Source organism: Massilia sp. TWP1-3-3, from assembly GCF_049897805.1.
Taxonomy (GTDB): Bacteria; Pseudomonadota; Gammaproteobacteria; order Burkholderiales; family Burkholderiaceae_D; genus Telluria_A.
Genome location: NZ_JAFCWX010000013.1, coordinates 77,807 through 102,876, shown reverse-complemented (window position 1 = coordinate 102,876; position 25,070 = coordinate 77,807). Strand labels below are relative to the sequence as shown.

General features: G+C 62.5%; 15 protein-coding genes and 3 pseudogenes. 16 read left to right on the top strand and 2 right to left on the bottom strand.

From position 1 onward, the window contains the following. The first annotated feature begins 24 nt into the window (after nucleotides 1-24). From ACP7D4_RS15125 to ACP7D4_RS15110, 4 genes are read left to right on the top strand one after another with little or no spacing between them, the layout of a single operon-like run. Complete coding sequence (locus tag ACP7D4_RS15125; RefSeq protein ID WP_426104981.1) at nucleotides 25-1,578, top strand: alpha-N-arabinofuranosidase; 1,554 nt, start codon at nucleotides 25-27, stop codon at nucleotides 1,576-1,578. A 2-nt stretch (nucleotides 1,579-1,580) separates the two neighbouring features. Beyond that, a complete protein-coding gene (locus ACP7D4_RS15120) occupies nucleotides 1,581-3,158 on the top strand; it encodes a glycoside hydrolase family 43 protein (RefSeq protein WP_426209875.1) in 1,578 nt (525 codons plus the stop codon). A gap of 19 nt (nucleotides 3,159-3,177) precedes the next feature. Continuing rightward, nucleotides 3,178-4,182: an arabinan endo-1,5-alpha-L-arabinosidase gene (locus tag ACP7D4_RS15115; protein WP_426209873.1), complete on the top strand. Its 1,005-nt coding sequence runs from the start codon at nucleotides 3,178-3,180 to the stop codon at nucleotides 4,180-4,182. Further along, nucleotides 4,179-6,527, top strand: coding sequence for a beta-L-arabinofuranosidase domain-containing protein (locus ACP7D4_RS15110; protein ID WP_426209872.1), 2,349 nt, complete (start codon nucleotides 4,179-4,181; stop codon nucleotides 6,525-6,527). The genes ACP7D4_RS15115 and ACP7D4_RS15110 overlap by 4 nt, the downstream gene beginning before the upstream one ends. Before the next feature lie 15 nt (nucleotides 6,528-6,542). Here ACP7D4_RS15110 and ACP7D4_RS15105 read toward each other — a convergent pair whose 3' ends face one another. Further along, nucleotides 6,543-7,871, bottom strand: a complete 1,329-nt coding sequence (locus tag ACP7D4_RS15105; protein WP_426104987.1) for an alpha-amylase family glycosyl hydrolase — start codon at nucleotides 7,869-7,871, stop codon at nucleotides 6,543-6,545. Nucleotides 7,872-8,084: 213 nt separating this feature from the next. Between ACP7D4_RS15105 and ACP7D4_RS15100 the strand changes: the two genes are divergently transcribed. The 10 genes and pseudogenes from ACP7D4_RS15100 to ACP7D4_RS15055 all read left to right on the top strand — a co-directional run bounded on the left by ACP7D4_RS15100 (nucleotide 8,085) and on the right by ACP7D4_RS15055 (nucleotide 18,614). Then, nucleotides 8,085-9,041: an ABC transporter substrate-binding protein gene (locus tag ACP7D4_RS15100; protein WP_426104989.1), complete on the top strand. Its 957-nt coding sequence runs from the start codon at nucleotides 8,085-8,087 to the stop codon at nucleotides 9,039-9,041. 2 nt (nucleotides 9,042-9,043) lie between these two features. Then, on the top strand, nucleotides 9,044-10,555 hold the full coding sequence (locus ACP7D4_RS15095; RefSeq protein WP_426209870.1) for a sugar ABC transporter ATP-binding protein: 1,512 nt from the start codon (nucleotides 9,044-9,046) through the stop codon (nucleotides 10,553-10,555). Continuing rightward, nucleotides 10,552-11,571 carry an ABC transporter permease gene (locus ACP7D4_RS15090; protein WP_426209868.1) on the top strand — a complete coding sequence of 340 codons (1,020 nt, stop codon included), beginning with the start codon at nucleotides 10,552-10,554 and terminating at the stop codon, nucleotides 11,569-11,571. Before ACP7D4_RS15095 ends, ACP7D4_RS15090 begins: the two co-directional genes overlap by 4 nt. Next, nucleotides 11,568-12,542 carry a galactofuranose ABC transporter, permease protein YjfF gene (yjfF, locus tag ACP7D4_RS15085; RefSeq protein WP_426209866.1) on the top strand — a complete coding sequence of 325 codons (975 nt, stop codon included), beginning with the start codon at nucleotides 11,568-11,570 and terminating at the stop codon, nucleotides 12,540-12,542. Before ACP7D4_RS15090 ends, yjfF begins: the two co-directional genes overlap by 4 nt. Nucleotides 12,543-12,587: 45 nt before the next feature. After that, entirely contained in the window at nucleotides 12,588-13,541 is a 954-nt protein-coding gene (locus ACP7D4_RS15080; protein ID WP_426104995.1) for a glycoside hydrolase family 43 protein, read from the top strand. 57 nt (nucleotides 13,542-13,598) lie between these two features. Then, complete coding sequence (locus tag ACP7D4_RS15075) at nucleotides 13,599-14,540, top strand: LysR family transcriptional regulator (RefSeq protein ID WP_426105092.1); 942 nt, start codon at nucleotides 13,599-13,601, stop codon at nucleotides 14,538-14,540. A 165-nt stretch (nucleotides 14,541-14,705) separates the two neighbouring features. Beyond that, nucleotides 14,706-15,362: pseudogene (locus tag ACP7D4_RS15070) on the top strand (outer membrane beta-barrel protein); the annotation flags it as partial. Nucleotides 15,363-15,407: 45 nt separating this feature from the next. Then, nucleotides 15,408-15,851: pseudogene (locus tag ACP7D4_RS15065) on the top strand (OmpA family protein); the annotation flags it as partial. Nucleotides 15,852-16,118: 267 nt separating this feature from the next. Continuing rightward, the gene (locus tag ACP7D4_RS15060; RefSeq protein WP_426209864.1) at nucleotides 16,119-17,447 is read left to right on the top strand and encodes an ice-binding family protein; all 1,329 of its coding nucleotides are present in this window, start codon (nucleotides 16,119-16,121) and stop codon (nucleotides 17,445-17,447) included. A 27-nt stretch (nucleotides 17,448-17,474) separates the two neighbouring features. Continuing rightward, nucleotides 17,475-18,614, top strand: a complete 1,140-nt coding sequence (locus tag ACP7D4_RS15055; RefSeq protein ID WP_426104998.1) for an OmpA family protein — start codon at nucleotides 17,475-17,477, stop codon at nucleotides 18,612-18,614. Between the two features lie 87 nt (nucleotides 18,615-18,701). Here ACP7D4_RS15055 and ACP7D4_RS15050 read toward each other — a convergent pair whose 3' ends face one another. Continuing rightward, complete coding sequence (locus ACP7D4_RS15050) at nucleotides 18,702-20,180, bottom strand: aldehyde dehydrogenase family protein (protein WP_426209863.1); 1,479 nt, start codon at nucleotides 20,178-20,180, stop codon at nucleotides 18,702-18,704. 168 nt (nucleotides 20,181-20,348) lie between these two features. On the opposite strand from ACP7D4_RS15050, the pseudogene ACP7D4_RS15045 reads away from it, so the two are divergent. Both ACP7D4_RS15045 and ACP7D4_RS15040 read left to right on the top strand, forming a co-directional pair. Next, a pseudogene (locus ACP7D4_RS15045) lies at nucleotides 20,349-22,890 on the top strand (excinuclease ABC subunit A). A 497-nt stretch (nucleotides 22,891-23,387) separates the two neighbouring features. Next, nucleotides 23,388-25,064: a RecQ family ATP-dependent DNA helicase gene (locus ACP7D4_RS15040; protein ID WP_426209862.1), complete on the top strand. Its 1,677-nt coding sequence runs from the start codon at nucleotides 23,388-23,390 to the stop codon at nucleotides 25,062-25,064. The last annotated feature ends 6 nt before the right edge of the window (nucleotides 25,065-25,070 follow it).

Sequence of the window (25,070 nt, the reverse complement as noted above, 5' to 3'; positions counted from 1 at the left end):
TCAGGAAATAATCAGGAGACACGCATGAACATCATCAAGCACAGCATCGCCATTATCGGTATGGCAGGATTGATCACGGCAGGGGCGGCCATGGCCCAGGTCAGCATCACGATCGACGCGGCCAAGCCGGGACCGGTCATCAACAAAAATGTGTACGGCCAGTTTGCCGAACACCTCGGCACCGGCATCTACGAAGGCATGTGGGTGGGCCCCGACTCGAAGATCCCGAACGTCAAGGGCTGGCGCAAGGACGTTATTGGCGCGCTCAAACAGCTGCATGTGCCGCTGGTGCGCTGGCCGGGCGGCTGCTTTGCCGACGAATACCACTGGAAGGACGGGGTCGGCCCACGCGCCAAGCGCCCGGTCAAGGTCAACACCAACTGGGGCGGCGTGGAAGAGAGCAATGCGGTCGGCACCCATGAATTTTTCGAGCTGGCCGATCAATTGGGCGCCGAAGTCTACGTCAACGGTAACTTGGGCTCCGGCTCGGTGCAGGAAATGGCTGACTGGGTCGAGTACATGACTTCCGACAGCAAGTCGACGCTGGCCAACCTGCGCCGCAAGAATGGCCGCGACAAGCCATTCAAGGTCGATTACTTCGCGATCGGGAATGAGGCGTGGGGCTGCGGCGGCAACATGACGCCGGAGCACTACACCAACCTGTACAAAAATTACTCGACCTTTCTGAAGGCGCCGGAGCAGAGCCGTCCTAAATTGATCGCCAGCGGCGGCAATGACTACGACACCAAGTGGACCGATGTGCTGAGCAAGGGCCTCAAGGGCCAGACCGTCGGCATCAGCTTCCACTACTACACCATCCCGACCGGAAAATGGGAAGGCAAGGGCATGGCGACCGGCTTTCCTGAAGGCGAATGGATGTCTACGCTGGCGAACACCTTGAAGATCGATTCGATGATCGTCAATAACGTGGCCGCGCTGGACAAGAACGACCCCGAGAAAAAGATCGGCCTGCTGGTGGACGAGTGGGGCACCTGGTACGACGTTGAAAAGGGCACCACGCCCGGCTTTTTGTACCAGCAAAACACGATCCGCGATGCGGTGGTCGCTGCGCTCAACTTCAACATCTTCCACGCGCATGCAGACCGGGTCCGCATGACCAACATCGCGCAGATGATCAACGTGCTGCAGGCGATGATCCTGACCGACAAGGACAAGATGCTGCTCACGCCGACCTACCACGCGTTCCAGATGTACGTGCCGTTCCAGGACGCCACATCGCTGCCGGTTGCCGTCACGGGCAACACCACCTATAAGCTGGGCGACGCGAGCATTCCCGGCATTAGCGTGTCGGCTGCGCGCGCCAAGGACGGCAAGGTCTACCTGGCGCTGGTCAATACCGATCCGGCAAAGGCAACCGAGGTGACGGTGAACCTGGCAGGCCAGAAGCTCGCCGCCGCCAGCGGGCGCGTCTTGACCGCCGCGGCGATGGATGCGCATAACACCTTCAAGGATCCGCAGGCAGTCAAGCCGGCCCCGTTCAGCGCCCGCGGCGCCGACGGCAAGCTGTCCATCAGTGTGCCTGCCAAGGCCGTGATCGTCGTCGCACTGGAGAACTGAACATGCGCACACCACTGACTATGCGCGCTTGCGCACTTGCTGCAGCAATCCTGGCCGCCGGCTGCGGCGGCGGCGGCGGCGGCGGCGGCGGTTCTTCCGCGCCGGCGCCCGTGGTAACGCCACCCGTAGTGACCCCACCCGTAGTGACCCCACCCGTAGTGACGCCACCCGTGGTCACGCCACCGGGTTCCACCGTTCCCGATACGCTACTTGCCTTTACCGAAGCGTCGGTCCACGATCCGTCGGTCATCAAGAGCGGTGACACTTACTATGTCTTCGGCTCGCACCTGGCCGCCGCCAAGAGCACGGACCTGATGAACTGGACCAAGATCGCCGATGGCGTCGACAACAGCAACCCCTTGATCGCCAACGTGACCACGGCGCTGGCTGAGGCATTTGCCTGGTCCCAGGTCACGGGCCTGTGGGCGGCTGACGTCATTCAACTCGACGACGGCAAGTTCTACTTCTACTACAACACCTGCAAGGGCGACTCGCCGCGATCGGCGCTGGGCCTGGCGGTGGCCGACAAGATCGAAGGCCCGTACGTCAACAAGGGCGTGTTCATCAAGTCCGGCATGTGGGGCGAGGCCAGCCCGGACGGCGCGATCTACGACGCGCGCATCCATCCCAACGTGGTCGACCCGAACACGTTCCGCGACAAGGAAGGCAAGCTGTGGATGATCTATGGCTCCTACTCGGGCGGCATTTTCATCATGGGGATGGACAAGGCGACCGGCATGCCGCTGGCCGGGCAGGGCTACGGCAAGCACCTGATGGGCGGGAACCATTCGCGCATCGAGGGCGCCTACGTCATGTACAGCCCGCAGTCTGACTACTATTACATGTTCACGTCCTTTGGCGGGCTTGACGCCAATGGCGCCTACAATATGCGCGTGGCACGCTCGCGCAGCCCGAACGGGCCGTATGTGGATGCCAAGGGTACCGACATGGCGAGCGTCAAGGCCAATCCGGCGCTGCCGCTGTTCGACGACGCGAGCATCGCGCCGCACGGCCAGAAGCTGTTTGGCAACCACCAGTTCACGACGGGCGTGGGCGAAGCGGGCGTGACCTCGGGCTACGTGTCGGCCGGCCACAATTCGGCGCGCTACGAGGCGGCCACGCAGCAGTACTTCCTGTTCTTCCATACGCGTTTCCCAGGTCGCGGCGAGCAGCACGAAATCCGCGTGCATGAAATGTTCGTCAACGAAGATGGCTGGCCGGTGGTAGCGCCCCTGCGTTATGCTCCGCTGAGCAAGAGCGCCGTGCCGCTGGTGGCCGATGTGACCAGCGCCGAGGCGCAGGGCAGCTACCAGTTCATCAACCATGGCAAGGACATCACGGCCGCGACCAGGACCGCGCAGGCGATCCGGCTGGAGGCGGGCGGCGCGGTATCGGGCGCGGTGGCGGGCACCTGGACGCACCGGGGCGGCAACAAGGTCCAGCTGATGTTGACGGGCGGGGCGACGTTCAACGGCGTGCTGTCGCGCCAGTTCAACGCCAATGCCAAGCGCTTTGTCGTAACATTCACCGCACAAGCTGCAGACGGCGTGTCCGTCTGGGGCGTGCGGACCGGCGCCTGAGTCACCCAAGGAGTATCACATGCATGGTTTGATCCGATCCCTTGCCTGCAGCGCCGGCGCGTTATGGCTGGCCGCGTGCCAGGCCGCTCCGGTAAGCGTGCACGACCCGGTCATGGCAAAGGAAGGCAAGACGTTCTACCTGTTCAGTACCGGGCCGGGCATCAGCTTCTACAGCTCGACCGACATGCTCAATTGGCGCGACGAGGGCCGGATCTTCAAGCAAGATCCGCGCTGGGCCAAACAGGCGGCGCCCAATTTTGATGGCCATATCTGGGCGCCCGATATCCAGTTTTACAACGGTAAATACTACCTGTATTACTCGGTGTCGGGGTTTGGTAAGAACGCGTCGGCCATCGGCGTGACTACCAACCCCACGCTCGACCCGCGCGCGCCCGGCTACCGGTGGACCGACCAGGGTATCGTGCTGCAGTCGGTGCCCGCGCGCGACAACTGGAATGCGATCGACCCCAACATCGCCGTTGACGACAAGGGCGATGCGTGGATGGCTTTCGGATCGTTCTGGAGCGGCATCAAGATCGTCAAGCTCGACGCAACTCGCACGCGCCTGGCCGAGCCGCAGGTGTGGCATGCGCTCGCGCGCCACGAGTTGCCCGATACCGAAGCGACGCCAAATGAAGTCGAAGGGCCGCACCTCCTGAAAAAGAATGGCTATTACTATTTGTTCGTGTCATGGGGACTGTGCTGCCGCAAGCAGGAGATTACCTATCGGGTCGTGGTGGGTCGCTCCAGGCAGCTTACCGGGCCTTACCTGGACCGCAGCGGCAAGGACATGAACCACGGCGGCGGCTCGCCCGTCATTGGCGGCAACGCGACATGGAAGGGCGTTGGCCACAACAGCGCCTACACTATCGACGGGCGCGACCTGATGGTGATGCACGCCTATGAAACTGCCGACGATTACAAGCAAAAGCTCAAGATCGCCGACATCAAATGGGACCAGGATGGCTGGCCGACAGTTGACCCGCTCGACCTTGACCGCTACCAGGGCAAGCAGGTGAAATGAGGCACGCAGCGCTGGCGTTGATACTGGCCGCAGCCACCTTTCAGGCTGGCGCTGCGCAGCGTTTTCCGCTGGCCGATGTGCGGCTGACCGGCGGCCCCTTCCTGCAAGCCCAGGACACCAACCGCAGCTACCTGATGTCGCTCGACCCGGATCGCCTGCTGGCGCCCTTCAGGCGCGAAGCGGGTTTGCCGGCCCGGCAGGCCAGTTACGGCAATTGGGAAGCGAGCGGTCTGGATGGTCACATGGGCGGGCACTATCTGTCTGCCATGGCGCTGATGTACGCCTCCACCGGCGACGCCGACGTCCTCAAGCGCCTGGAATACGCGATCGCCGAATTGAAGGCGTGCCAGCAAGCCAACGGCAATGGCTACCTGGGCGGCATTCCCGGCGGCGCCGCAGCGTGGCAGGCGATCGCCATGGGCAAACTGGAGGCGGATAATTTTTCGGTCAACGGCAAGTGGGTGCCCTGGTATAACCTGCACAAGCTCTACGCAGGCCTGCGCGACGCCCATCGCTACGCGGGCAGCGAAGAGGCGCGCGCGATGCTCGTTGCGCTGTCCGACTGGGCCATCACGCTTACCGCAAAACTTGGCGACGAACAGATGCAAACCATGTTGCGCAGCGAGCATGGCGGCATGAACGAAGTCTTTGCCGACGTCTACCAGCTGACCGGCGACAAAAAATACCTGGCGCTGGCGCGGCGCTTTTCGCACAACGCGATCCTTGCACCACTGGCAGCAGGGCAGGATGCATTGACCGGCATGCACGCCAACACCCAGATCCCCAAGGTCATCGGCTTTGAACGCATTGGCGAAGTGACGGGCGAACGCAAGTGGCTCGACGCTGCCGAATTTTTCTGGACCACGGTGCGCGAGCGGCGCACGGTTGCCATTGGCGGCAACAGCGTCAAGGAGCACTTCCACGACGCCACGAACTTTGCATCCATGATCAGCGAAGTGGAAGGCCCCGAAACCTGCAACACCTACAACATGCTGCGCCTGTCGCAGATGCTGTTCGAACGCGGCGGGCAGGTGCGCTACGCCGACTATATCGAGCGCGCGCTGTACAACCACATTCTGTCGTCGCAACGACCCGGTGACGGCGGCCTGGTCTACTTCACCCCGATGCGCCCGAACCATTACCGCGTGTACTCGCAGGCGGACAAGGCGATGTGGTGCTGCGTTGGCTCCGGCATCGAAAGCCAGTCCAAGTACGGCGAATTTATTTATGCGCACGATGGCGACGCGCTGATCGTCAATCTGTTCGCACCGTCCACGCTGTACTGGCGCGCCAAGAACGTGCGGCTGACGCAGTCGACCGGTTTTCCGGATCGCGACAGCAGCCGCCTGACCATCGATGGCGATGGCGCCTTTACGCTTAAGCTGCGTTATCCGGGCTGGGTGGGGAAGGGGCGCATGCAGGTGCGGGTCAACGGCAGGGCGCTCAATATCGCCGCCGCGCCGGGCAGTTACGTCAGCGTGCAGCGCCAATGGCGCCAAGGCGACCGGGTCGACATCCGGGTGCCGATGACGACCACGCTTGAACAGATGCCCGACAAGTCGGACTACTACGCGGTACTGCACGGGCCTATTGTGCTGGCGGCGAAAACGCAGTTGTTCGCTGATGAAAAGCTCAACTTTGCGGCCGACGATACCCGCATGGGCCATATCGCGCAGGGGCCGGTCTGTCCGCTGGAAGCTGCGCCCGTGTTTGTCAGCGACACGCGCGCGTTCGCCGGAAAAATCAAACCGGTGGCCGGCGAGCCGCTGACCTTCACGATGCGCGGCCTGGTGAAAGGCGACAATGCCGGTGCGCTGCGCCTGATCCCGTTTTTCAGACTGCACGACGCGCGCTACATGCTGTACTGGCCGTATTCGACGCCCGGTGCACTTGCCTCCAGAGCGCCGGCGATTGCCGAAGCGCAGGCGCAGCAGCGCGCAGTGGACGCGCGCACGATCGACCAGGTGGCCCCCGGCGAACAGCAGCCGGAGTCCGATCACGCCTACCAGGCCGAAGGCGGCGACGCGGGCCTGGCGCCTGCCGGGCGCTGGCGCCACGCCAGCAAGTGGTTCAGCTACACCTTGAACGATCCCGTGTTGGAAGCGACATCGCTCAGGCTGACGTTTGCCGCGGGTGATGCAGGGCGGCGCTTCGACGTTGTCGTCAATGGCACGCCGATCGCCGCCGTCACGCTCGAAGAACAGGCCAACGCCGTCTTGTACCAGCGGGACTTCGCCATTCCGTCGGCCGTGAGTGCGGCGTCGCAAGGTAAGCTGGTGGTGCGCTTTGTCGCGCGCGAAGGGTCGATCGCCGGAGGCCTGTACGGCCTGCGGCTGATGCGCTAGCGCTTACTGCGTCGCTTACTGCTTCGTCTTGATGCGCCAGGTCCATGCCGCCAGCGGCGCGGCCTTGGCGCCGTCCAGCGTAAACGACTGCCGCTCTGCCGACAGGTTGACCACCACCTCGACGACATTGGTACCGAGCACACGCTTGTAGGCGAGTACCTTGTCGTTGCCGGTCGCGCTAAAGGTGGCTGGCGCGCCATACTGGCCGTTGGCCATGGCGGGATTGTCGCGCTTGACCTTGAGCAGGCCACTGTAAAAATCCGTCAAGCGATAGCTGTCCCAAGCGATCGGGTCTTTTTCAAAGAATGCGAGCTGCTTGTCCAGCGCCGACTCCTGGCCGTTGTAAATGAGCGGCATGCCGGGCAGGGTGGCCGCCACCACGGCCAGCGCCTGGTAGGCCGGGCCATACAGTGCGCGGTCGGTGCCGTGCCAGGAATTGAAGTCGTGATTGTTGGTGAACAGCATGCGCATTGCGTGCGAGGGAAATACCTTTTCCGGCTTGCTGATGTAGGCCACGATGTCGCGCGCGTCGGCGTTCCCCTTGCCGACCTTCTTGAAAATGTCGGCCAGCGCCCAGTCGTACGTCATGTCGAAGGCTTGTTCGTGCAGCGCCGGCTCGGCCCATTCGGCCAGCATGAAGACCGGCTTGATTTTGTCGAGCTCGGCGCGCGCATGGTTCCAGAATGCGACCGGCACCAGGCCTGCAACGTCGCAGCGAAAGCCGTCGATGTCCGCTTCGCGCAGCCAGAACGCCATGGCCTGCGTCATGCCTTGCCAGAGCGCGGGTTTGGTGTAGTCGAGCGCGATGACGTCGGTCCAGTATTCCACGTTGCCGCCTTCGTTGAAGGTGACGGGGAAGATGTCGCCTTTCTCGTTCTTCTTGTACCAGTCGTTGTGCTGCGCGACCCAGGTGTTGTCCCAGGCGGTGTGGTTGGCGACCCAGTCCAGGATCACGTGCATGCCCAGCTTGTGGGCCTGCGCGACCATCGCCTTGAAGTCGGCCATGCTGCCAAACTCCGGATTGACGGCCGTGTAGTCGCGCACCGCGTAGTAGCTGCCCAGCGAGCCTTTGCGGTTCTTTTGGCCGATTGGCTGCACCGGCATGATCCACAGGATGTCGACGCCCATCTTTTTCAGGCGCGGCAGATCGGCGGCAAAGGCGTTGATCGTGCCTTCCCTGGTGAACTGGCGGATGTTCACTTCGTAGATGTTGGCGTTGCGCGACCACGCGACGTGCGCCATCGTGGCAGGTGGCTGAGCCGCGTTCGCGCCATGTTGCGCCAAGGCTGGCAGGCAGGCCAGGGCAAGGGAGGCTGCGCTGAGCACGCGGGGAATGGTCTTCATACTGTCTCCGTAATTGAACTACGCGTTTTCGTTGAAAAATTTATCAGATAGTACCGCCAAACCGGTTTGAATTGTAGTTGAATTTCACCATCTGATGAAATCCGGGTCGCTTTTGCGATATCAATTTCGATATATCTTTTGCGCAAAATTTGATTGGTTCGCTATGTCGCTTTCTCCTACCATTGGGACAATAAAAATCCACAGGAGACCAGCATGAAACTCACACGCCGCACCATCCTCGCCGCCGCCCTGATCGGCGCCGCCAGCTTTCCGGCCATGGCCGCCAAACCGCTGGTAATCGGCTTTTCGCAGGTCGGCGCCGAGAGCGAATGGCGCAGTGCGAACACGCGTTCGATCAAGGAAGCGGCCAGCGCCCAGCACATTACGCTGCGCTTTGCCGACGCCCAGCAGCGCCAGGAAAACCAGGTCAAGGCAATCCGCTCCTTTATTGCGCAGCGGGTCGACGTGATTGCCTTTTCGCCGGTTGTCGAATCGGGCTGGGAAACGGTGCTGCGCGAAGCAAAGGCCGCCAAGATCCCCGTCATCCTGACCGACCGCGCCGTGAACGTCACCGACACGTCGCTGTACGCGAGTTTCATCGGCTCCGATTTTGTCGAAGAAGGCCGGCGCGCCGCGCGCTGGCTGGTGGAGCGCGCGGCCAAAACGCCGGGCAAAGTGTTCAATATCGTCGAACTGCAAGGCACCGTCGGTTCGGCGCCCGCGATCGATCGTAAAAAAGGCTTTGAAGAAGTCATCGCCGGCAAAGCCAACCTGAAAATCACGCGTTCGCAGACCGGCGACTTTACCCGCACCAAGGGCAAGGAAGTGATGGAAGCGTTCCTGAAGGCCCAGGGCAAGTCGATCAACGTGCTGTACGCGCACAACGACGACATGGCCATCGGCGCCATTCAGGCGATCGAGGAAGCGGGTCTGAAGCCGGGTGTGGACATCCTGGTGATCTCGATCGACGGCGTCAAGGGCGCATTCCAGGCCATGGCTGCGGGCAAACTGAACGTCACGGTCGAATGCAACCCGCTGCTGGGGCCCCAGCTGATGGCCGCGGCGCAGGCGGTTGCCGCCGGCAAGCCGGTCGCCAGGCGCATCACCGTTGTCGAAGGCGTGTTCCCGGCCGAGACGGCGGCGCGCGAACTGCCTAACCGCAAATATTGATCATGAGCGGCACCCTTGCCACCCCGGTGCTCGAGCTGCGCGGTATCTGCAAGCAGTTCCCCGGCGTGCGTGCGCTGCACGATGTGGCGCTGCGCCTGTTTCCGGGCGAAGTGCACACACTGATGGGCCAGAACGGGGCGGGAAAGTCGACCCTGATCAAGGTCTTGACGGGCGTGTACGCGCCCGACAAGGGCAGCATCACGCTGTACGGGCAGGAAGTCCGGCCCACGTCCACGGCGCACGCGCAAAAGCTGGGCATCAGCACCGTCTACCAGGAAGTGAACCTGTGCCCGAATTTGTCGGTCGCCGAAAATATCTTCATTGGCCGCTATCCGCGCAAGCTTGGCATGGTCGACTGGGGCGCGATGCGCGCGCGCGCGGCCACGCTGCTCGAACAGCTTGAGGTAAAGATCGACGTCAGCGCGCCCTTGTCGGCCTATCCGCTGGCGGTGCAGCAGATGGTGGCCATTTCGCGCGCGCTCAATGTGTCGGCCCAGGTGCTCATTCTGGACGAGCCCACGTCCAGCCTGGACGAGGCCGAAGTGCAGCTGCTGTTTCGGGTCCTGGGCAAGCTGCGCGCCCAAGGCATGGCGATCCTGTTCGTGACCCACTTCCTGGACCAGACCTACGCCATCTCCGACCGCATTACCGTGATGCGCAATGGCGAGCGCGAAGGCGAGTACGCATGCAGCGAACTGTCGCGCCTGGCCCTGGTCAACAAGATGATCGGCGCGGCAGAGGACTTTGACCACGCGCCGGGCGCGCTGCAAAGCGCCGCGCCGGGCGACGTTTTTCTCGAGGCGCGCGCCTTGGCCCGCAAGGGCGCGCTGGCGCCGCTCGACATTTCCCTGCGTTCCGGCGAAATCCTCGGCTTGTGCGGGCTGCTCGGCTCGGGCCGGACCGAAACGGCGCGTTTGCTGTTTGGCGCTGACCGCGCCGACGGCGGCACCATCAAGGTGGGCGGCGCCGAACGCGCGTTTGCCACCCCGCGCGACGCGATTGCCCAGGGCATCGCGTTTTGTTCGGAAGACCGCAAGCATGAAGGCGCCATTCTTGAACTGTCGGTGCGCGAAAACCTGATCCTGGCGCTGCAGGCGCGCGCCGGCCTGCTGCGCGCCATTCCGCGCAAGGTGCAAGAGGCGATGGCGCTCGACTACGTGCATAAGCTGGGCATCAAGACGGCCGACATTGAAACCCCGATCGGATCGCTCTCCGGCGGCAACCAGCAAAAGGTGCTGCTGGCGCGCTGGCTGGTCACCTCGCCAAAGATGTTGATCCTCGACGAACCCACGCGCGGCATCGACGTGCGCGCCAAACAGGAAATCATGGACTACGTCAGTGGACTGTGCCGCAAGGGCATGGCAATTCTCTTTATCTCGTCGGAGCTGCCCGAAGTGCTGCGTTGCAGCGACCGGCTGCTGGTCATGCGCGACCGTCAAGGCTGCGGCGAGTACCAGCGCGGCGAGCTTGACGACAGCTCGGTGCTGCAAGTAATCGCAGGGGAGGCGGCATGAGTAGCTTGAGCGCGCGCGCAGCCGGCTCGCCATCGGTGCTGCAGCATGCGCTGTTTCGCCCGCTGGCGGCGCTGGCGCTGCTGCTGGTGATCGACATCCTGGCCATTCCCGGCTTTCTGCAGCTCTCGCTCAAGGATGGCCACCTGTACGGCAGCATTGTCGACATTCTCAACCGCGCCGCGCCCCTGATGCTCGCTGCGCTCGGCATGACGCTGGTGATCGCCACGCGCGGCATCGACATTTCGGTGGGCGCGGTGGTGGCGCTGTCGGGCAGCGTGGCCGCCGTGCTGGTGGGCGGCGGGCCGGAGGCCCAGACGCCGCTGTTGTGGGCGATGGCGGCGGCCATGGGCGTGGCGCTGCTGTGCGGCTTGTGGAACGGCATGCTGGTGGCCGCGCTCGGCCTGCAGCCGATCGTTGCCACCTTGATCTTGATGGTGGCCGGGCGCGGCCTGGCGCAGTTGCTCACCGACGGCCAGATCATCACGGTGTATCACACACCCTACTTCTTCTTGGGCGGGGGCCACTTCCTCGGGCTGCCGTTTTCGCTGACCGTCGTCGCGCTGGTGTTTGCGGCGATCGCATTCATGATGCGCAAGACGGCGCTCGGCCTTTTTATTCAGGCGGTCGGCATCAACCCCGTGGCCGCGCGGCTGGCCGGCTTGAGAACGGCCACGCTGATCGTGTTCGTGTATGTGTTTTGCGCTGCCTGCGCGGGCCTGGCGGGCATGATGGTCAGCTCGAACATCAAGAGCGCCGACGCTAACAACGCCGGCCTGCTGCTCGAACTGGACGCCATTTTGGCCGTCACCCTGGGCGGCACGTCGCTGGCCGGCGGCAAGTTCAGCCTGGTGGGCAGTGTGATCGGCGCGCTGATCATCCAGACGCTTACCTTTACGATCTATTCACTGGGCGTGCCGCCCGAGGTCAACATGGTTGTCAAGGCAGTGGTGGTGTTCCTGGTGTGCCTGTCGCAATCGGCCCAGTTCAAACAGCTTTTTTCGCGGAGGAGCGCATGAAGTCCCCGGCTTTTACCCCGCTTTTTACTCCGTTTGTGACGCTTGCGCTGCTGGCGGCAATGCTGTCCATCGGCGGCGTCGCCTATCCCGGCTTTTTGTCGGTGCAGGTCTTGTTCAACCTGTTGATCGACAATGCCTTCCTGCTGGTGCTGGCAATCGGCATGGGCTTTGTGATTCTGTCCGGCGGGATCGACCTGTCGGTCGGCTCGGTGCTGGCGCTGGCGACCATGATATCGGCCTGGCTGCTCAACGTGGCGCACTGGCCGCCGGCGCTGGTGATCATCACCGTGCTGGTGCTCGGCGCCCTGTTCGGCGGCGCCATGGGCTTGCTGATCCACGCCTTCAAGCTGCAGCCCTTCATCGTAACGCTGGCCGGCATGTTTTTGGCGCGCGGCCTGTGCTACCTGATCAGCATCAATTCGATCACCATCGACGACCCGCTCTACCTGTCGATGTCGCAGGCCCAGTTTGCGCTGCTGGGCGGCTTTGTCTCGCCCAGCGCGCTGGTGGCGCTGGCGATGCTGGCGCTGGCGGTCTGGCTGGCCCACTACACCGCTTTCGGACGCAGCGTGTATGCGATCGGCGGCAGCGAGCAGTCGGCGCTGATGATGGGCCTGCCCGTGGGCCGCACCAAGGTGCTGGTGTATGCGCTGTCCGGCTTTTGCGCGGCGCTGGCGGGGGTGCTGTTTTCGTTCTACATGCTCTCCGGTTACGGCCTGCATGCGCAGGGCGCCGAGCTCGATGCGATTGCGGCCGTGGTCATCGGCGGCACCTTGCTCTCGGGCGGCTACGGCTACATCGCCGGCGCGCTGTCGGGCGTGCTGGTGCTGGGCACCATCCAGACGCTGATCGCCTTTGACGGCACGCTCAGTTCGTGGTGGACCCGGATCGTCATCGGCGCGCTGCTGTTCCTTTTTTGCGCCGTGCAGCGGTTGATGGCAATGGGCGCCGCGCGCCGGCTGCAAACGTAATATCAGCAACGCCAGACCTACATAAAAAACACAACAGGAGAATATATGATCAAGCAGACACTTTGCGCACTGGCGCTGGGCGTGGCCGCGGCGTGCGCGCACGCGGGCAATCCGCTCGTTACCGATATCTTTACCGCCGACCCGGCAGCGCTGGTGGACGGGGGCAGGGTCTACCTGTACGTGGGCCACGACGAAGCGCGCGAAGGGGGCAAGGACTACCTGATGAACGAGTGGCGCGTGTACTCGAGCTGCGACATGCAGCGCTGGACCGACCATGGCTCGCCGCTGCAGTACTCGACCTTCAAATGGGCCGGACGCGATGCGTGGGCCGGCGACGTAGCCAAGCGCGACGGCAAGTACTATTTTTACGCAACGGTCGATCACAAGACGGTGCCGGGCAAGGCAATCGGCGTGGCCGTCTCCAGCAGCCCGACCGGGCCGTTCGTGGACGCGCGCGGCACCGCCTTGGTCACCAACGACATGACCAAGCAGAGCGCCATCATGTGGGACGATATCGACCCGGGCGTATTTGTCGACGACGATGGCCAGGCCTGGCTGTACTGGGGCAATACGGTGCTCAAGTACGCCAAGCTGAAACGCTCGATGACCGAACTGGACGGCCCGATCCTGAGCCATGACATCAAGGATTTCACGGAAGCGCCGTATGTCCACAAACGCGGCAAGACGTACTACCTGACGTACTCGCGCTTTTTCCCGGAGGAGACGGTGTATGCGACCAGCAACAGCGCCGCCGGGCCGTGGACTTACCAGGGTGTTGTGATGGACAAGAACGAGGGCGTCAAGACGATTCACCAGGCGATCATCGACTTCAATGGCAAGTCGTACATTTTTTACCACAACGCCAAGCTGAAGGGCGGCGGTGAATTTCGCCGTTCCGTCGCCGTCGAGGAACTGCATTACGACAAGGACGGGCGCATCGGCCTGGTGGCGCAAAGCGCTGCCGGTCCCCGCGCCAACCCGGCGCCTGGCTGCAAGTGATATGAATAGTTATATCGGTTTCGCATCCTCGATATGGATTGCGGGTAGAATTTTATGATGGATACCCTCAACCCCAATTGGTTCTTGAAAGCGCGCCTGAAAACGCGCCAGCTGCTGCTGCTCATTGCGCTGGACGACCATCGCAACATTCACCGCGCCGCTGACGAACTGCACATGACCCAGCCGGCTGCCTCGAAGCAGGTCAAGGATCTCGAGGAGATGCTCGACGTGCGCCTGTTCGACCGCCTGCCGCGCGGCATGGAGCCGACCATGTATGGCGAAACCATGATCCGCCATGCGCGCATGGCCTTGACCAGCCTGGCGCTGGCGCACGACGACATCGTCGCCCTCAAGGCCGGGCTGGCGGGGCAGGTGGAAGTGGGCGTGATCATGACGCCGGCCATGTCGCTGCTGCCGCGCGCCATTGCCAACGTCAAGAAGGTGGCGCCGATGCTGCGCATCGAGGCGCATGTGGAAGCGAGCAATGTGCTGCTCGACCGCCTGCAGCGCGGCACGCTCGACTTCATGATCGGGCGCATCCTTGAAAAAGAGAATTCTTCGGGCTTGGTGTACGAGGAATTGACCGAGGAGCCGGCCTGCGCCGTGGTGCGCGTGGGCCATCCCTTGCTGCAGGTCGAAAAGCTGAGCCTGGAAGATATTTATGACAAGGCCTGGATTTTGCCGCCGCACGGTAGTATCCTTCGCCACCGATTCGACATGATGTTTCGCCGCGCGGGCCTGGACGTGCCTGTCAATGTTGTCGATACCACTGCTTTATTGCTGATCACGGCATTGCTGCAGCAGACCGATTCACTGCACGTGATGCCGGTCGATGTGGCGCACTATTACGCGTCCCTGAACGTGATTAGCGTTTTACCTATAGAATTGCCGTGCAAAATGGATGCGTTCGGTATCATCCGCCAGAAGGATCATCTGTTGTCTCCGGGAGCAGAGCTGTTGCTCAAAGCGGTACGCGCCGCGGCCGGAGAACTCAGCTAAGCTTGCGAACAACTTGAAAGTGTTGTATTTTTGCGAAATCGACACGTGAACAAGTTGTTATGTTCGGTAACGAACCGAGTTGTAGTTGATAAGAAGGAATAATATGTACTCTGCTACGAATCAGTCCTAGCGAGCCCCCAAAACCACACTAGCGAGAGAAAAAACATGAAATTTACAACAAAAGTTGCATCGATGACCGCGATTGCTGCCGCAGCAGTCCTGATGAGCCATGGCGCGAGCGCGCAGAGCACCGAATTCGTCAACCCTGACTGGGCTGACCACGCAATGTATATCGGCGCATCGGTCGGCCAGACCAAGGGCAACCTGAACGTGGACGATACCCGCCGCTCGCTGGCAACCAACGCTGTCGTGCTGAGCTCGTTCAGCAGCGACGACAAGGACGTTGGCTATCGCCTGTTCGTCGGCAAGCAACTGAACCGCTTCTTCAGCGTTGAAGCTGGTTACTCGGACCTGGGCGAAACCACGTTCACGAGCAACTCGCAAATCGGCACCGCCGGCGCGAACATCAAATACCGCGGCGTGAGCCTGGACCTGATCACCCAGGTGCCATTCACCGAGCGTTTCTCGGCTTACACCCGTCTGGGCGTAGCGTACATGGAAGCGAAGACCGAGCACACTGGCATTCGTAACGCTGGCCGTGGCAACCAAACCGAAAAAGGCGCCGCTGGTAAAGTCGGCCTGGGCCTGGAATACAAATTCTCCGAAGCGCTGGCAATGCGCGCTGAATACGAGCGCACCCGCCTCGACGACAGCATCCGCACCAAAGCCAACGTCGACCTGATGTCGCTCGGCCTGGTCTACAAGCTCGGTCGTCCGGTAGCAGCGCCAGTGGTCTACACGCCGCCGCCAGCACCAGAGCCAGTTGCAGAAGCACCGGCACCAGCACCAATGCCAGCACCGGCACCGGCACCAGCGCCAGTGCCAACGTCGGAAAAAGTATCGTTCGCTGCTGAAGCGCTGTTCGACTTCAACAAGTCGGCTGTCAAGCCAGAAGGCAAAGCTGCTCTGGACGACCTGCTCAACAAGCTGCAAGGCATGAACACCGAAGTCATGGTTACCGTTGGCCATACCGACTCCGTCGGTTCGGACAAGTACAACCAGAAGCTGTCGATCAAACGTGCTGAAGCTGTCAAGGCTTACATCGTCTCCAAAGGCGTTGATGCATCGCGCGTCTACACCGAAGGCAAGGGCGAGTCCCAGCCAATCGCTGACAACAAAACTGCAGCTGGCCGCGCCAAGAACCGTCGCGTAACCGTTGAAGTTGTTGGTACCCGTACCACGACGAACTAATTTTTCATCATTAGTTCAAAAAGCCGCCGGGCTCGCCCGGCGGCTTTTGTCGTTTACGGCCCCGTGCGTGGCTGTTGCAAAAGGATCGACGGTGCAGCGGCACTATATCGTCCTCGCACCGTCGCAGTGTTTTTTGTTGTTGTGGTGGTAAATATCTTTTTTAGGCAATTGCTAAGTGCGGTGCCGAACAGATAGATAGGCTGTCAATGAGCAATAGTGTAATCCTCAGAACTACACATCAATGCGTGACCACGCTAAGGAAACACCATGAACGTCACAAAAAGCACCAGAACTTTATTTTGCGCGGCAGGCCTGATCCTGACGACGTTCCTGTCCGCCTGCGGCGGGGGCGACAACGGACGCGATCCGATCCTTGGCCTGGACGGCACCAGCGTGGTCAGCGTGGCGGTGACCCCGGCCACGGCCACGATTCGCATGACCGGCACCCAGCAATACACCGCGACGGCCAGCTATGCCGACGGCACCACGCGCAATGTGACGACACTGTCGCAATGGGTTGCGGGCACGCCGGCCGTCGCCAGCGTCGGTGCGGCTACGGGCCTTGCCACGGGTATCAAGGGCGGTAATACTAACATCACCGCCAACTATGGCGCCAAGTCCGGCACGGCAGCGCTGACCGTGCTGCCTGACCTGGTCGGCATCCGCATCGCGCCCGCGCAACCGGTCATCCTGTCGGCATCCACCCAGCAATTTACGGCTACCGGTTCGTACTCGGACGGCACCTTCGCCCCGATCACCGCGCCGGTGACCTGGTCGCGTTCGAACGTCCTGGTCGCCAACGTCTCCCCGACCGGCCTTGCCACCGGCCTGGTCCCAGGACAGACGTTGATCACCGCCACCAGCGGCCTGCTGAGCGGCAGCGCAGTGCTGACCGTGGTCGCGCCGCCGCCGCCGGTGCCGCCAGTGCCGCCGCTGCCAGGCGCGCCAATTCCACCTGTTGTGCCGCCAGTCGCACCGCCCGTGGTACTGCCAATTCCGCTTAACACCGTCAACCTGGGCGCCGCCACCAATTTCGCCGTCCTCGCTGGTACCGCGCTGACCAACAACTCGAACGTCACCACGATCATCGGCGGCGACGTCGGTTCGCCATCGCAGACCGTGCCACCGCGCGTGTTGCCGGGCTTTTTCAATTATGTCGCCGGTCCTGAGTTGACCAACGGCCTGGCCTCACTGACGACTGCCATCACCGACGCCAACAGCCGCACCTGCACCGTCAGCTCGCCTTCCGGCGTTGATCTTGGCGGCAAGATTCTGCCGCCTGGCGTGTATTGCTACGACGGCGCGATCAGCATCACCGGCACCTTGATCCTGAACGGTCCCGGCGTGTATATTTTCCGCACCAAGATGACGCTTGATTCAGTGGCCGGCGCGATCGTCGCCACGATCAATGCCGATCCGTCGCAAGTGTTCTGGGTGCCGGTTGGCGCCACCACGCTGGGCGCCAACGGTCACTTTCAGGGTTCGATCCTGGGCCAGGCGTCGGCCATCACGGTTGGCGACAACACCGACCTGTTCAACGGTCGCGTCTTGTCGCAAGCGGCCGTCACGCTCGCCAGCAACAAGATCAACAAATAAGCCACGCACACTTCCCGAAAGCAGAACATGAAACTATTAAAACAAGTGGGCGCGCTAAGCGCCATCGGTTGCGCCTTGCTGGCCAGCCAGGTTGCGTTTGCTGCTGACGAGCCCTTCGTCAACCCGGACTGGGCCAACCACGCCTGGTACGTTGGCGGTGGCATCGGCGGCTCGCAAGCAACCATCGACGAGGCGCGCATTCGCAGCGCGCTGGCCAGTAATGGCTCGACCGTGACGGCCTTCACCAAAGATGAAAAATACGCCATTGCCTACAAGGTTTTCGGCGGCAAGCAGCTGAGCCGCAATTTTGCGCTCGAGGCGGGCTACTTCGACCTGGGCGACTTCGTCTTCAACGCCACCACGTCGGACGGTTCGCTGGCCGGCAAGGCGCGCATCCATGGCGTCAACCTGGACCTGGTGGGTCAGTTGCCGATCACCGAGCGCTTTTCGGTGCTGGCCCGGATTGGCGCGCAGTACGCCAAGACCAAGACCACGTTTTCGGGCAACCGCCTCAATGCCGTGACCAGTCCGAACAATAGCCAGAGCAATACGAGTGCCAAAGTCGGCCTCGGTCTGGAGTACAAGTTCAACGAAGCGCTGGCAGCGCGCGCCGAACTTGAACGCTTCCGCGTCAAGGACGCCGTCGGCAACCGCGGCGACATCGATGTGGCCACCATTGGCCTGGTCTACAAGATGGGTCGTCCGGCTGCCGCCGCGCCGGTCTACGTGGAACCGCCGGCGCCGGTTGCCGCGCCGGTCGTGGTCGAGCCCGCGCCCCAGCCGGCACCAATGCCGGCCCCTGTGCCGGTATCGGAAAAGGTGTCGTTCGCCGCTGAAGCGCTGTTCGACTTCGACAAGTCGGTCGTCAAGCCGGAAGGCAAGGCAGCGCTGGACGACCTGCTTACCAAGCTGGCCGGGATGAACACGGAAGTGATGGTCACCGTCGGCCATACCGACTCGGTCGGCACGGACGCGTACAACCAGCGCCTGTCGCTGCGCCGCGCCGAAGCGGTCAAGGCCTACATCGTCTCCAAGGGCATTGATGCATCGCGCGTGTACACCGAAGGCAAGGGCGAAAGCCAGCCGCTCGCCGACAACAACACTGCCGAAGGCCGCGCCAAGAACCGCCGCGTGACCGTCGAAGTGGTCGGTACCCGCACCAAGTAAGCAGGCGCAAAGCTGCAAGGCAGCGATAAGCGGCAACAAAAGAGCCGCCGGGCCACAAGCCCGGCGGTTTTTCTCATTATTTTTCGCTTAGAGCATGGGCAGGCGCAGCATGTCGACTGTTTTGCGGATCAGGTACAGGCGCTTGGCGGTGTAAGGCGGGAAAAACAGCTTGATCAGCATCAGCGGGGAGGAGCGCAGGACGCCGCGCTCGTGCGAGAACGCCTTGAAGCCGTAAATGCCGTGGCCGTTGCCGATGCCGGAATTGTTGACGCCGCCAAAGGGCAGGTTGCCGTGCGCGAACTGGGCCACGCAGTGGTTCACGCAGGCGCCGCCGGAACTGGTGCGCAGCAAAACTTTGTCGATGTGCTTCTGGTTGCGGCTCCAGATGTACAGCGCGAGCGGCTTTTGCCCCGCGTTGATGGAGGCTAGCACGTGGTCAAGGTCGCTGTATGCCATGATCGGCAACAGCGGCCCGAATATTTCTTCTTCGAGGATGGCGCTGCCGGGAGCGATGTTGTCGAGCAGGGTGGGCGCGATCCAGCAGGTCGCGGTATCGACGTCGCCGCCGGCATGCACCACGGCGCCTTTGGCCAGTGCATCGGACAGCAGGTGCGCCACGCGCTCGGCATGGCGCCGGTTGACGATGCGCGTCAGGTCGACACTGGCTTTTTGCGCAGCGGCGCCGCTGCCATAACGCGCGGCCAGGACTTTTTTGCATTCCTCGATGAATGCCGTTTTCACCGAGGCGTGCACGTACAGGTAGTCGGGCGCGACACAGGTCTGGCCGTTGTTGATGAACTTGCCCCACATGACCGTTTCGGCCGCCAGCTTCAGGTTGGCCGTCTCGTCGATGATGGTGGGCGATTTGCCGCCCAGCTCCAGCGTAACGCTGGTCAAGTGCTTGGCCGCCGCCGCCATGACGATCTTGCCCACCGCCGGCGAACCGGTAAAGAAGATATGGTCGAAGGGCATCGCCAGCAGCGCGCTCGAGGTGGGCAGGCTGCCTTCGAACAACGCCACTTCATTGCTGGGAAATACGTCGGCGATGATGCTCGCCATCAAACGCGACACGGCCGGCGTCATTTCGGACGGTTTGATGATCGCGGTGTTGCCCGCCGCTAGCGCCGACACCAGCGGGCCAAAGCACAGGCTGAGCGGGTAATTCCACGGTGCGATGATCAACACGCGTCCGCGCGGCTGGTACTGGACCCAGGCCGACGTGCCCAGCATGGTCGTGGTCGGCCACATTCTGGTCGGCTTCATCCAGCGCTTGAGCTGGCCCAGCACATGGCGAATTTCTTCCATCACCGGCAAGAATTCGGACGCTTCGACTTCGGCCGGCGCCTTGCGGTAATCTTGGGCGAAAGCGTCGTAGAATTGCTCGCGTTTGGCCATCATAGCCTCGCGCAGGCGCTTGATGCGCTCGATACGCTGGCGCGCGTCCGACTCGCGCCAGCGCAGCGCGGTCTCGTGCTGCGCGTCGAACACCGCCGCCATCTGCGCGGGTGAGGCTTCGGCGACGGCTGGCGCGCCCGCCTGGACGGGAATGGTGTGGAGCTGGGTCATGGCTGGGGCTTCCAAAATAAGCTTCCAAAATGCGAGGTTGCCCAGCGTACCATGCGCAAGGTTTGCTGATTTACAGGATTATTCTAACTTTTGTTGCTTTGTCGGCAGGACTGCCGTTTCGGTGAGGCACCGAACGGTAGCGGCGGGCCGCCCGGGTTGTAATACGGTATGCGAAAACCTGCTTCCTCCGCGGCCCCGTCACCGCCCGTGCGCCCCGGCTTTGTCCAGGTACGCGGCGCGCGCGAACATAATCTCAAAAACGTCACGCTCGACATTCCGCGCGACGCGTTGGTCGTCTTCACCGGCGTGTCCGGCTCGGGCAAGTCGTCGCTCGCCTTCGGCACCTTGTACGCCGAAGCGCAGCGGCGCTACCTGGAATCGGTCTCGCCCTACGCGCGGCGCCTGTTTCACCAGATGCCGGTGCCGGAAGTGGACGACATCAGCGGCTTGCCGCCGGCAGTTGCGCTGCAGCAGCAGCGCGGCGCGAGCACCACCCGCTCGTCGGTCGGCAGCGTGAGCACCCTGTCCAATTCGCTGCGCATGCTGTACTCGCGCGCCGGGACCTACCCGCGCGGCCTGGCGCTGCTGTATGCCGAATCGTTTTCACCCAACACCCCGGAAGGCGCGTGCCAGCAATGCCATGGCCTGGGCCGCGTCTATACAGTGACGGAACAGTCGATGGTGCCGGACGATACGCTGACTATCCGCGAACGGGCCGTTGCCGCCTGGCCCACGGCCTGGCATGGCCAGAATTTGCGCGACATCCTCGTTACGCTCGGGATCGAGGTCGATACGCCCTGGCGCGAGCTGCCGAAAAAAGTACGCAACTGGATCTTGTTCACCGATGAACAGCCCACCGTGCCGGTGTACGCGGGCTTGACGCCGCCAGAGGCGCGCGCCGCGCTAAAACGCAAGGATGCGCCCAGCTACCAGGGCACCTTCACGGGCGCCCAGCGCTATGTGCTGCACACGTTCGCCGGCACCGAAAGCGCCTCGATGAAAAAGCGCGTGGCGCGCTACATGGTCAGCGCCGAGTGCCCGCTATGCCGCGGCAAGCGCCTGCGCCGGGAGTCGCTGTCCGTCACCTTTGGCGGCATGGATATCGCCGACATCTCGCGCCTGCCGCTGGCGCGCCTGCATACGCTGCTGCTGCCGTTTGCCGAAGGACGCGCGCACCCACCCGGAACAACTGATCGTCATGCGCCGCATCGCCGAAGACCTGGTCGCGCGCCTGGACGTGCTGCTGGCGCTGGGACTGGGCTACCTCGCGCTCGAACGCAGCACGCCCACGCTCTCGCCCGGCGAATTGCAGCGCCTGCGCCTGGCCACGCAAGTGCGCTCGAACCTGTTCGGCGTGGTCTATGTGCTCGATGAGCCGTCGGCCGGGCTGCATCCGGCCGATACCGAGGCGCTGTTGACGGCGCTGGCGCAACTGAAAGCGTCGGGTAATTCGCTGTTTGTCGTCGAGCATGCGCTGGATGTAATCGCGCACGCGGACTGGATTGTGGACGTCGGCCCGGACGCGGGCGAGCAGGGCGGGCATATCCTTTACAGCGGGCCGCTGGCCGGCTTGAAACAGGTGCAGCAGTCGCACACGCGGCGCTACCTGTTCGGCGAGCAGCGCATGCCGGCGCGCACGCCGCGCGTGCCAAGCGCCTGGCTCAGGCTCGAAGGCGTCACGCGCAACAACCTGCACGGCCTTGATGTCGACCTGCCGCTCGGCGTGCTGGCCAGCGTCACCGGCGTGTCCGGTTCGGGCAAGTCGACGCTGGTTTCGCAGGTGCTGGTCGAGCTGGTGTGCGCAGAACTGGGGCAGGAAGGCTGGCCCGAAGCAGTGCCCGACGCGCAGGAGGGCGAAGCGCTGGAACAGGATGCCGCCATTCCCACCGAAGGGCGGATCGTGGACGGCATGGCGCACATCAAGCGCCTGGTGCGGGTCGACCAGAAACCCATCGGACGCACGCCGCGCTCCAACCTGGCCACTTACACGGGGCTGTTCGACCACGTGCGCAAACTATTTGCAGCGACCAGCATGGCGCGTGCGCGGCGCTACGATGCAGGGCGTTTTTCGTTCAATGTCGCCAAGGGCCGCTGCGAGCAGTGCCAAGGTGAAGGCCAGGTAATGGTCGAACTGCTGTTTTTGCCCAGCGTGTATGCGCCGTGCCCGACCTGCGCGGGTGCGCGCTATAACGCCAGGACGCTGGAAGTGACGTACCGCGACAAGAATATCGCCGAGGTGCTGGGCATGACAGTTGACGCCGCCGCGGCTTTTTTTGAAGAGGAAGCGCCCATTTTTCGCTCGCTTGACGTCTTGCGCGACGTGGGACTGGGCTACCTGCGTCTTGGGCAACCGGCCACGGAATTGTCGGGCGGCGAAGCGCAGCGCATCAAGCTGGCGACCGAACTGCAGCGCGCCGCGCGCGGGAACATGCTCTACATCCTGGACGAACCGACGACGGGCCTGCATCCGGCCGACGTCGACCGGCTGCTGGTGCAGCTCAACCGCCTGGTCGAAGCGGGCAACAGCGTGATCGCGGTGGAACACAATATGCGCGTGGTGGCGGCGAGTGACTGGGTGATCGATATCGGTCCGGGCGCCGGTGATGCCGGCGGCGCCGTGGTGGCCAGCGCTCCCCCGCACCAGCTGGCGAAGTCGGCACGCAGCCGTACCGCCCCCTACCTGTCCACATTTCTCGCCAGAAAAAGCTGACGGGCCGGCTGTTTGGTGCCGACAATGAGCACCGTTGAAAACATCGAATGCAATTACGGTTTCAATAGCTCTATACTACGGATCAATGAATCAATGAATCAATGAATCAATGAATCAATGAATCAATGAATCAATGAATCAATGAATCAATGAATCAGTGAATCATGATGAGGGCAGCGCCCGTCAGAATGTCCGACGAGATGAGCAGGTAAGTGGCGGCGCTGGCCAAGCCAAGGTGGAGAGCGGCCCAGGTAAGTGGAAATATGCGCATGATGGGTGTCCTTCGGGAGCGGTTGGTGCATTGTTTTTGATAATATGACTGGATCTTAAACACTGTTGTGCCTGTCACGTATCGGCGAACCGTCCGGCACCATGTAGGACGTTGGCTTGCACCTATCAATGATGCTAAGCTCCTACGTGAAATGTAGGCTGCGTCCTATGGCGCGGTCCAATTGCGCGCCTTACAGTTGGGTATGACGACACTAAATCCTCTCCTTATGAATCATGGTGCGCGCGCCGCCCGGCGCAACAAAATCAACAAGCTCTTGCGTGGTGTATTTGGCGTAGAAAAATTGCGCGACGGCCAGCAGCAAGTCATCGACAGCGTCCTGGACGGCAAGGATACGCTGGCCATCATGCCAACTGGCAGCGGCAAGTCGCTGTGCTACCAGATTCCGGCGCGCATGCTCGACGGCACCACCGTCGTCGTGTCGCCGCTCATTTCGCTGATGAAAGACCAGCTGGAAAAGCGCGAATCGTTGGGCATTCGCGCCGCCCAGGTCAACAGCAGCCTGAATCGCGAGGAAGAAGAAGCGGCGCTCGAAGGCATCCGCAGCACCTTCCACGAAATCGTGTTCTGCACCCCGGAGCGGCTGTCGAACCCGGATTTTCTCGCCGTGCTGCGCCAAGTGAAGATCGCGCTGGTCGTCATCGACGAGGCGCACTGCATCTCGCACTGGGGCCACGATTTCCGTCCGGCCTACCTTGAGATGGCCGCCTCCATCGATGCCCTGGGCAAGCCGCCCGTGCTCGCGCTGACCGCCACCGCCACCGACGACGTGGTGGAAGACATCGGCAAGCAGCTGGGCCGGACGCACCTGCACGTGGTCAATACGGGGATCTATCGGCCCAACTTGCACTACGGCGTCGTCCAGGTCATGAACAACGACGAGCGCTATGCGCGCGCGCGCGAACTGGTGCAAGGCGCACGCGGCGTGGGCATCGTCTACGCCGCCACCGTCAAGGCGGCCGAAGAAATGCTCGCCCTGCTCGAAGCTGCCGGCGAAAGCGTTACCATCTACCATGGCAAGCTGGCCGCGGGCGAACGCAAAACCAATCAGGACCTGTTCATGGTGGGCGAAAAGCGCGTCATGGTCGCCACCACCGCGTTTGGCATGGGCATCGACAAGCCCGATACGCGCTTCGTGATCCACCTGCAGCTGCCGGCCAACCTGGAAGCGTATTACCAGGAGTCCGGCCGCGCCGGGCGCGATGGCGACGACGCCAACTGCACGCTGCTGTACTTCCGGGATGACAAGCGCTTGCAGCAGTTTTTCCTGGTGAAGCATTACCCAAGCTCGAACGACCTGAAAATGATTTACGAGCTGGTGCGCGGCATGGCCGGCGAAGGCAAGTTGACTTCGGCCGCCATCGAGGCGGCGGTGGACGAGCTGGCGTCGAGCAAGCTGAAGGTTTGCCTGAAGCTCCTCAAGGACGGCAAGCTGCTGCGCCAGAACCGCAAGCGTGAATATCTCGTCTCCTCGGCCGAGCCGGGCGCCGCGCTGTTCGAGGAACTGGCCGGCCTGTACGCGCAAAAGCAGGAGCGCGACCGCACCGCGCTCGAGCAGATGGTGTCGTACGCGGTGAGCGGCTTTTGCCGCTGGAAGGTGCTGCTCGATTACTTCAACGATGAAGTCGACGGCTTCGAGAAGTGCTGCAAGTGCGACAATTGCCTCAACCCGCCGGCGGTTGCCGAGATCGAAATCCGCGACGATGAATTCGACACCTGCGCCAAAGAGAGGGAGAGCGCGCCTTTGTTCGAACCTGGCGCGCGCGTCAAGGTGCCCAAGTTTGACGAAGGCACCGTCATGAGCGTGGCTGCCGACCAGGTCACCATCAGCTTTCCCGACCAGAGCACCAGGACCCTCCTGGCTGACTTTGTCACCCTGGCATAAGGAGCA

Bases quoted from the DNA above. Each gene is read 5' to 3' on its own strand.
- ACP7D4_RS15125 (WP_426104981.1), top strand. From the start codon at position 25: ATGAACATCATCAAGCACAGCATCGCCATTATCGGTATGGCAGGATTG.
- ACP7D4_RS15120 (WP_426209875.1), top strand. From the start codon at position 1,581: ATGCGCACACCACTGACTATGCGCGCTTGCGCACTTGCTGCAGCAATC.
- ACP7D4_RS15115 (WP_426209873.1), top strand. From the start codon at position 3,178: ATGCATGGTTTGATCCGATCCCTTGCCTGCAGCGCCGGCGCGTTATGG.
- ACP7D4_RS15110 (WP_426209872.1), top strand. From the start codon at position 4,179: ATGAGGCACGCAGCGCTGGCGTTGATACTGGCCGCAGCCACCTTTCAG.
- ACP7D4_RS15105 (WP_426104987.1), bottom strand. From the start codon at position 7,871: ATGAAGACCATTCCCCGCGTGCTCAGCGCAGCCTCCCTTGCCCTGGCC.
- ACP7D4_RS15100 (WP_426104989.1), top strand. From the start codon at position 8,085: ATGAAACTCACACGCCGCACCATCCTCGCCGCCGCCCTGATCGGCGCC.
- ACP7D4_RS15095 (WP_426209870.1), top strand. From the start codon at position 9,044: ATGAGCGGCACCCTTGCCACCCCGGTGCTCGAGCTGCGCGGTATCTGC.
- ACP7D4_RS15090 (WP_426209868.1), top strand. From the start codon at position 10,552: ATGAGTAGCTTGAGCGCGCGCGCAGCCGGCTCGCCATCGGTGCTGCAG.
- yjfF (WP_426209866.1), top strand. From the start codon at position 11,568: ATGAAGTCCCCGGCTTTTACCCCGCTTTTTACTCCGTTTGTGACGCTT.
- ACP7D4_RS15080 (WP_426104995.1), top strand. From the start codon at position 12,588: ATGATCAAGCAGACACTTTGCGCACTGGCGCTGGGCGTGGCCGCGGCG.
- ACP7D4_RS15075 (WP_426105092.1), top strand. From the start codon at position 13,599: ATGGATACCCTCAACCCCAATTGGTTCTTGAAAGCGCGCCTGAAAACG.
- ACP7D4_RS15060 (WP_426209864.1), top strand. From the start codon at position 16,119: ATGAACGTCACAAAAAGCACCAGAACTTTATTTTGCGCGGCAGGCCTG.
- ACP7D4_RS15055 (WP_426104998.1), top strand. From the start codon at position 17,475: ATGAAACTATTAAAACAAGTGGGCGCGCTAAGCGCCATCGGTTGCGCC.
- ACP7D4_RS15050 (WP_426209863.1), bottom strand. From the start codon at position 20,180: ATGACCCAGCTCCACACCATTCCCGTCCAGGCGGGCGCGCCAGCCGTC.
- ACP7D4_RS15040 (WP_426209862.1), top strand. From the start codon at position 23,388: ATGAATCATGGTGCGCGCGCCGCCCGGCGCAACAAAATCAACAAGCTC.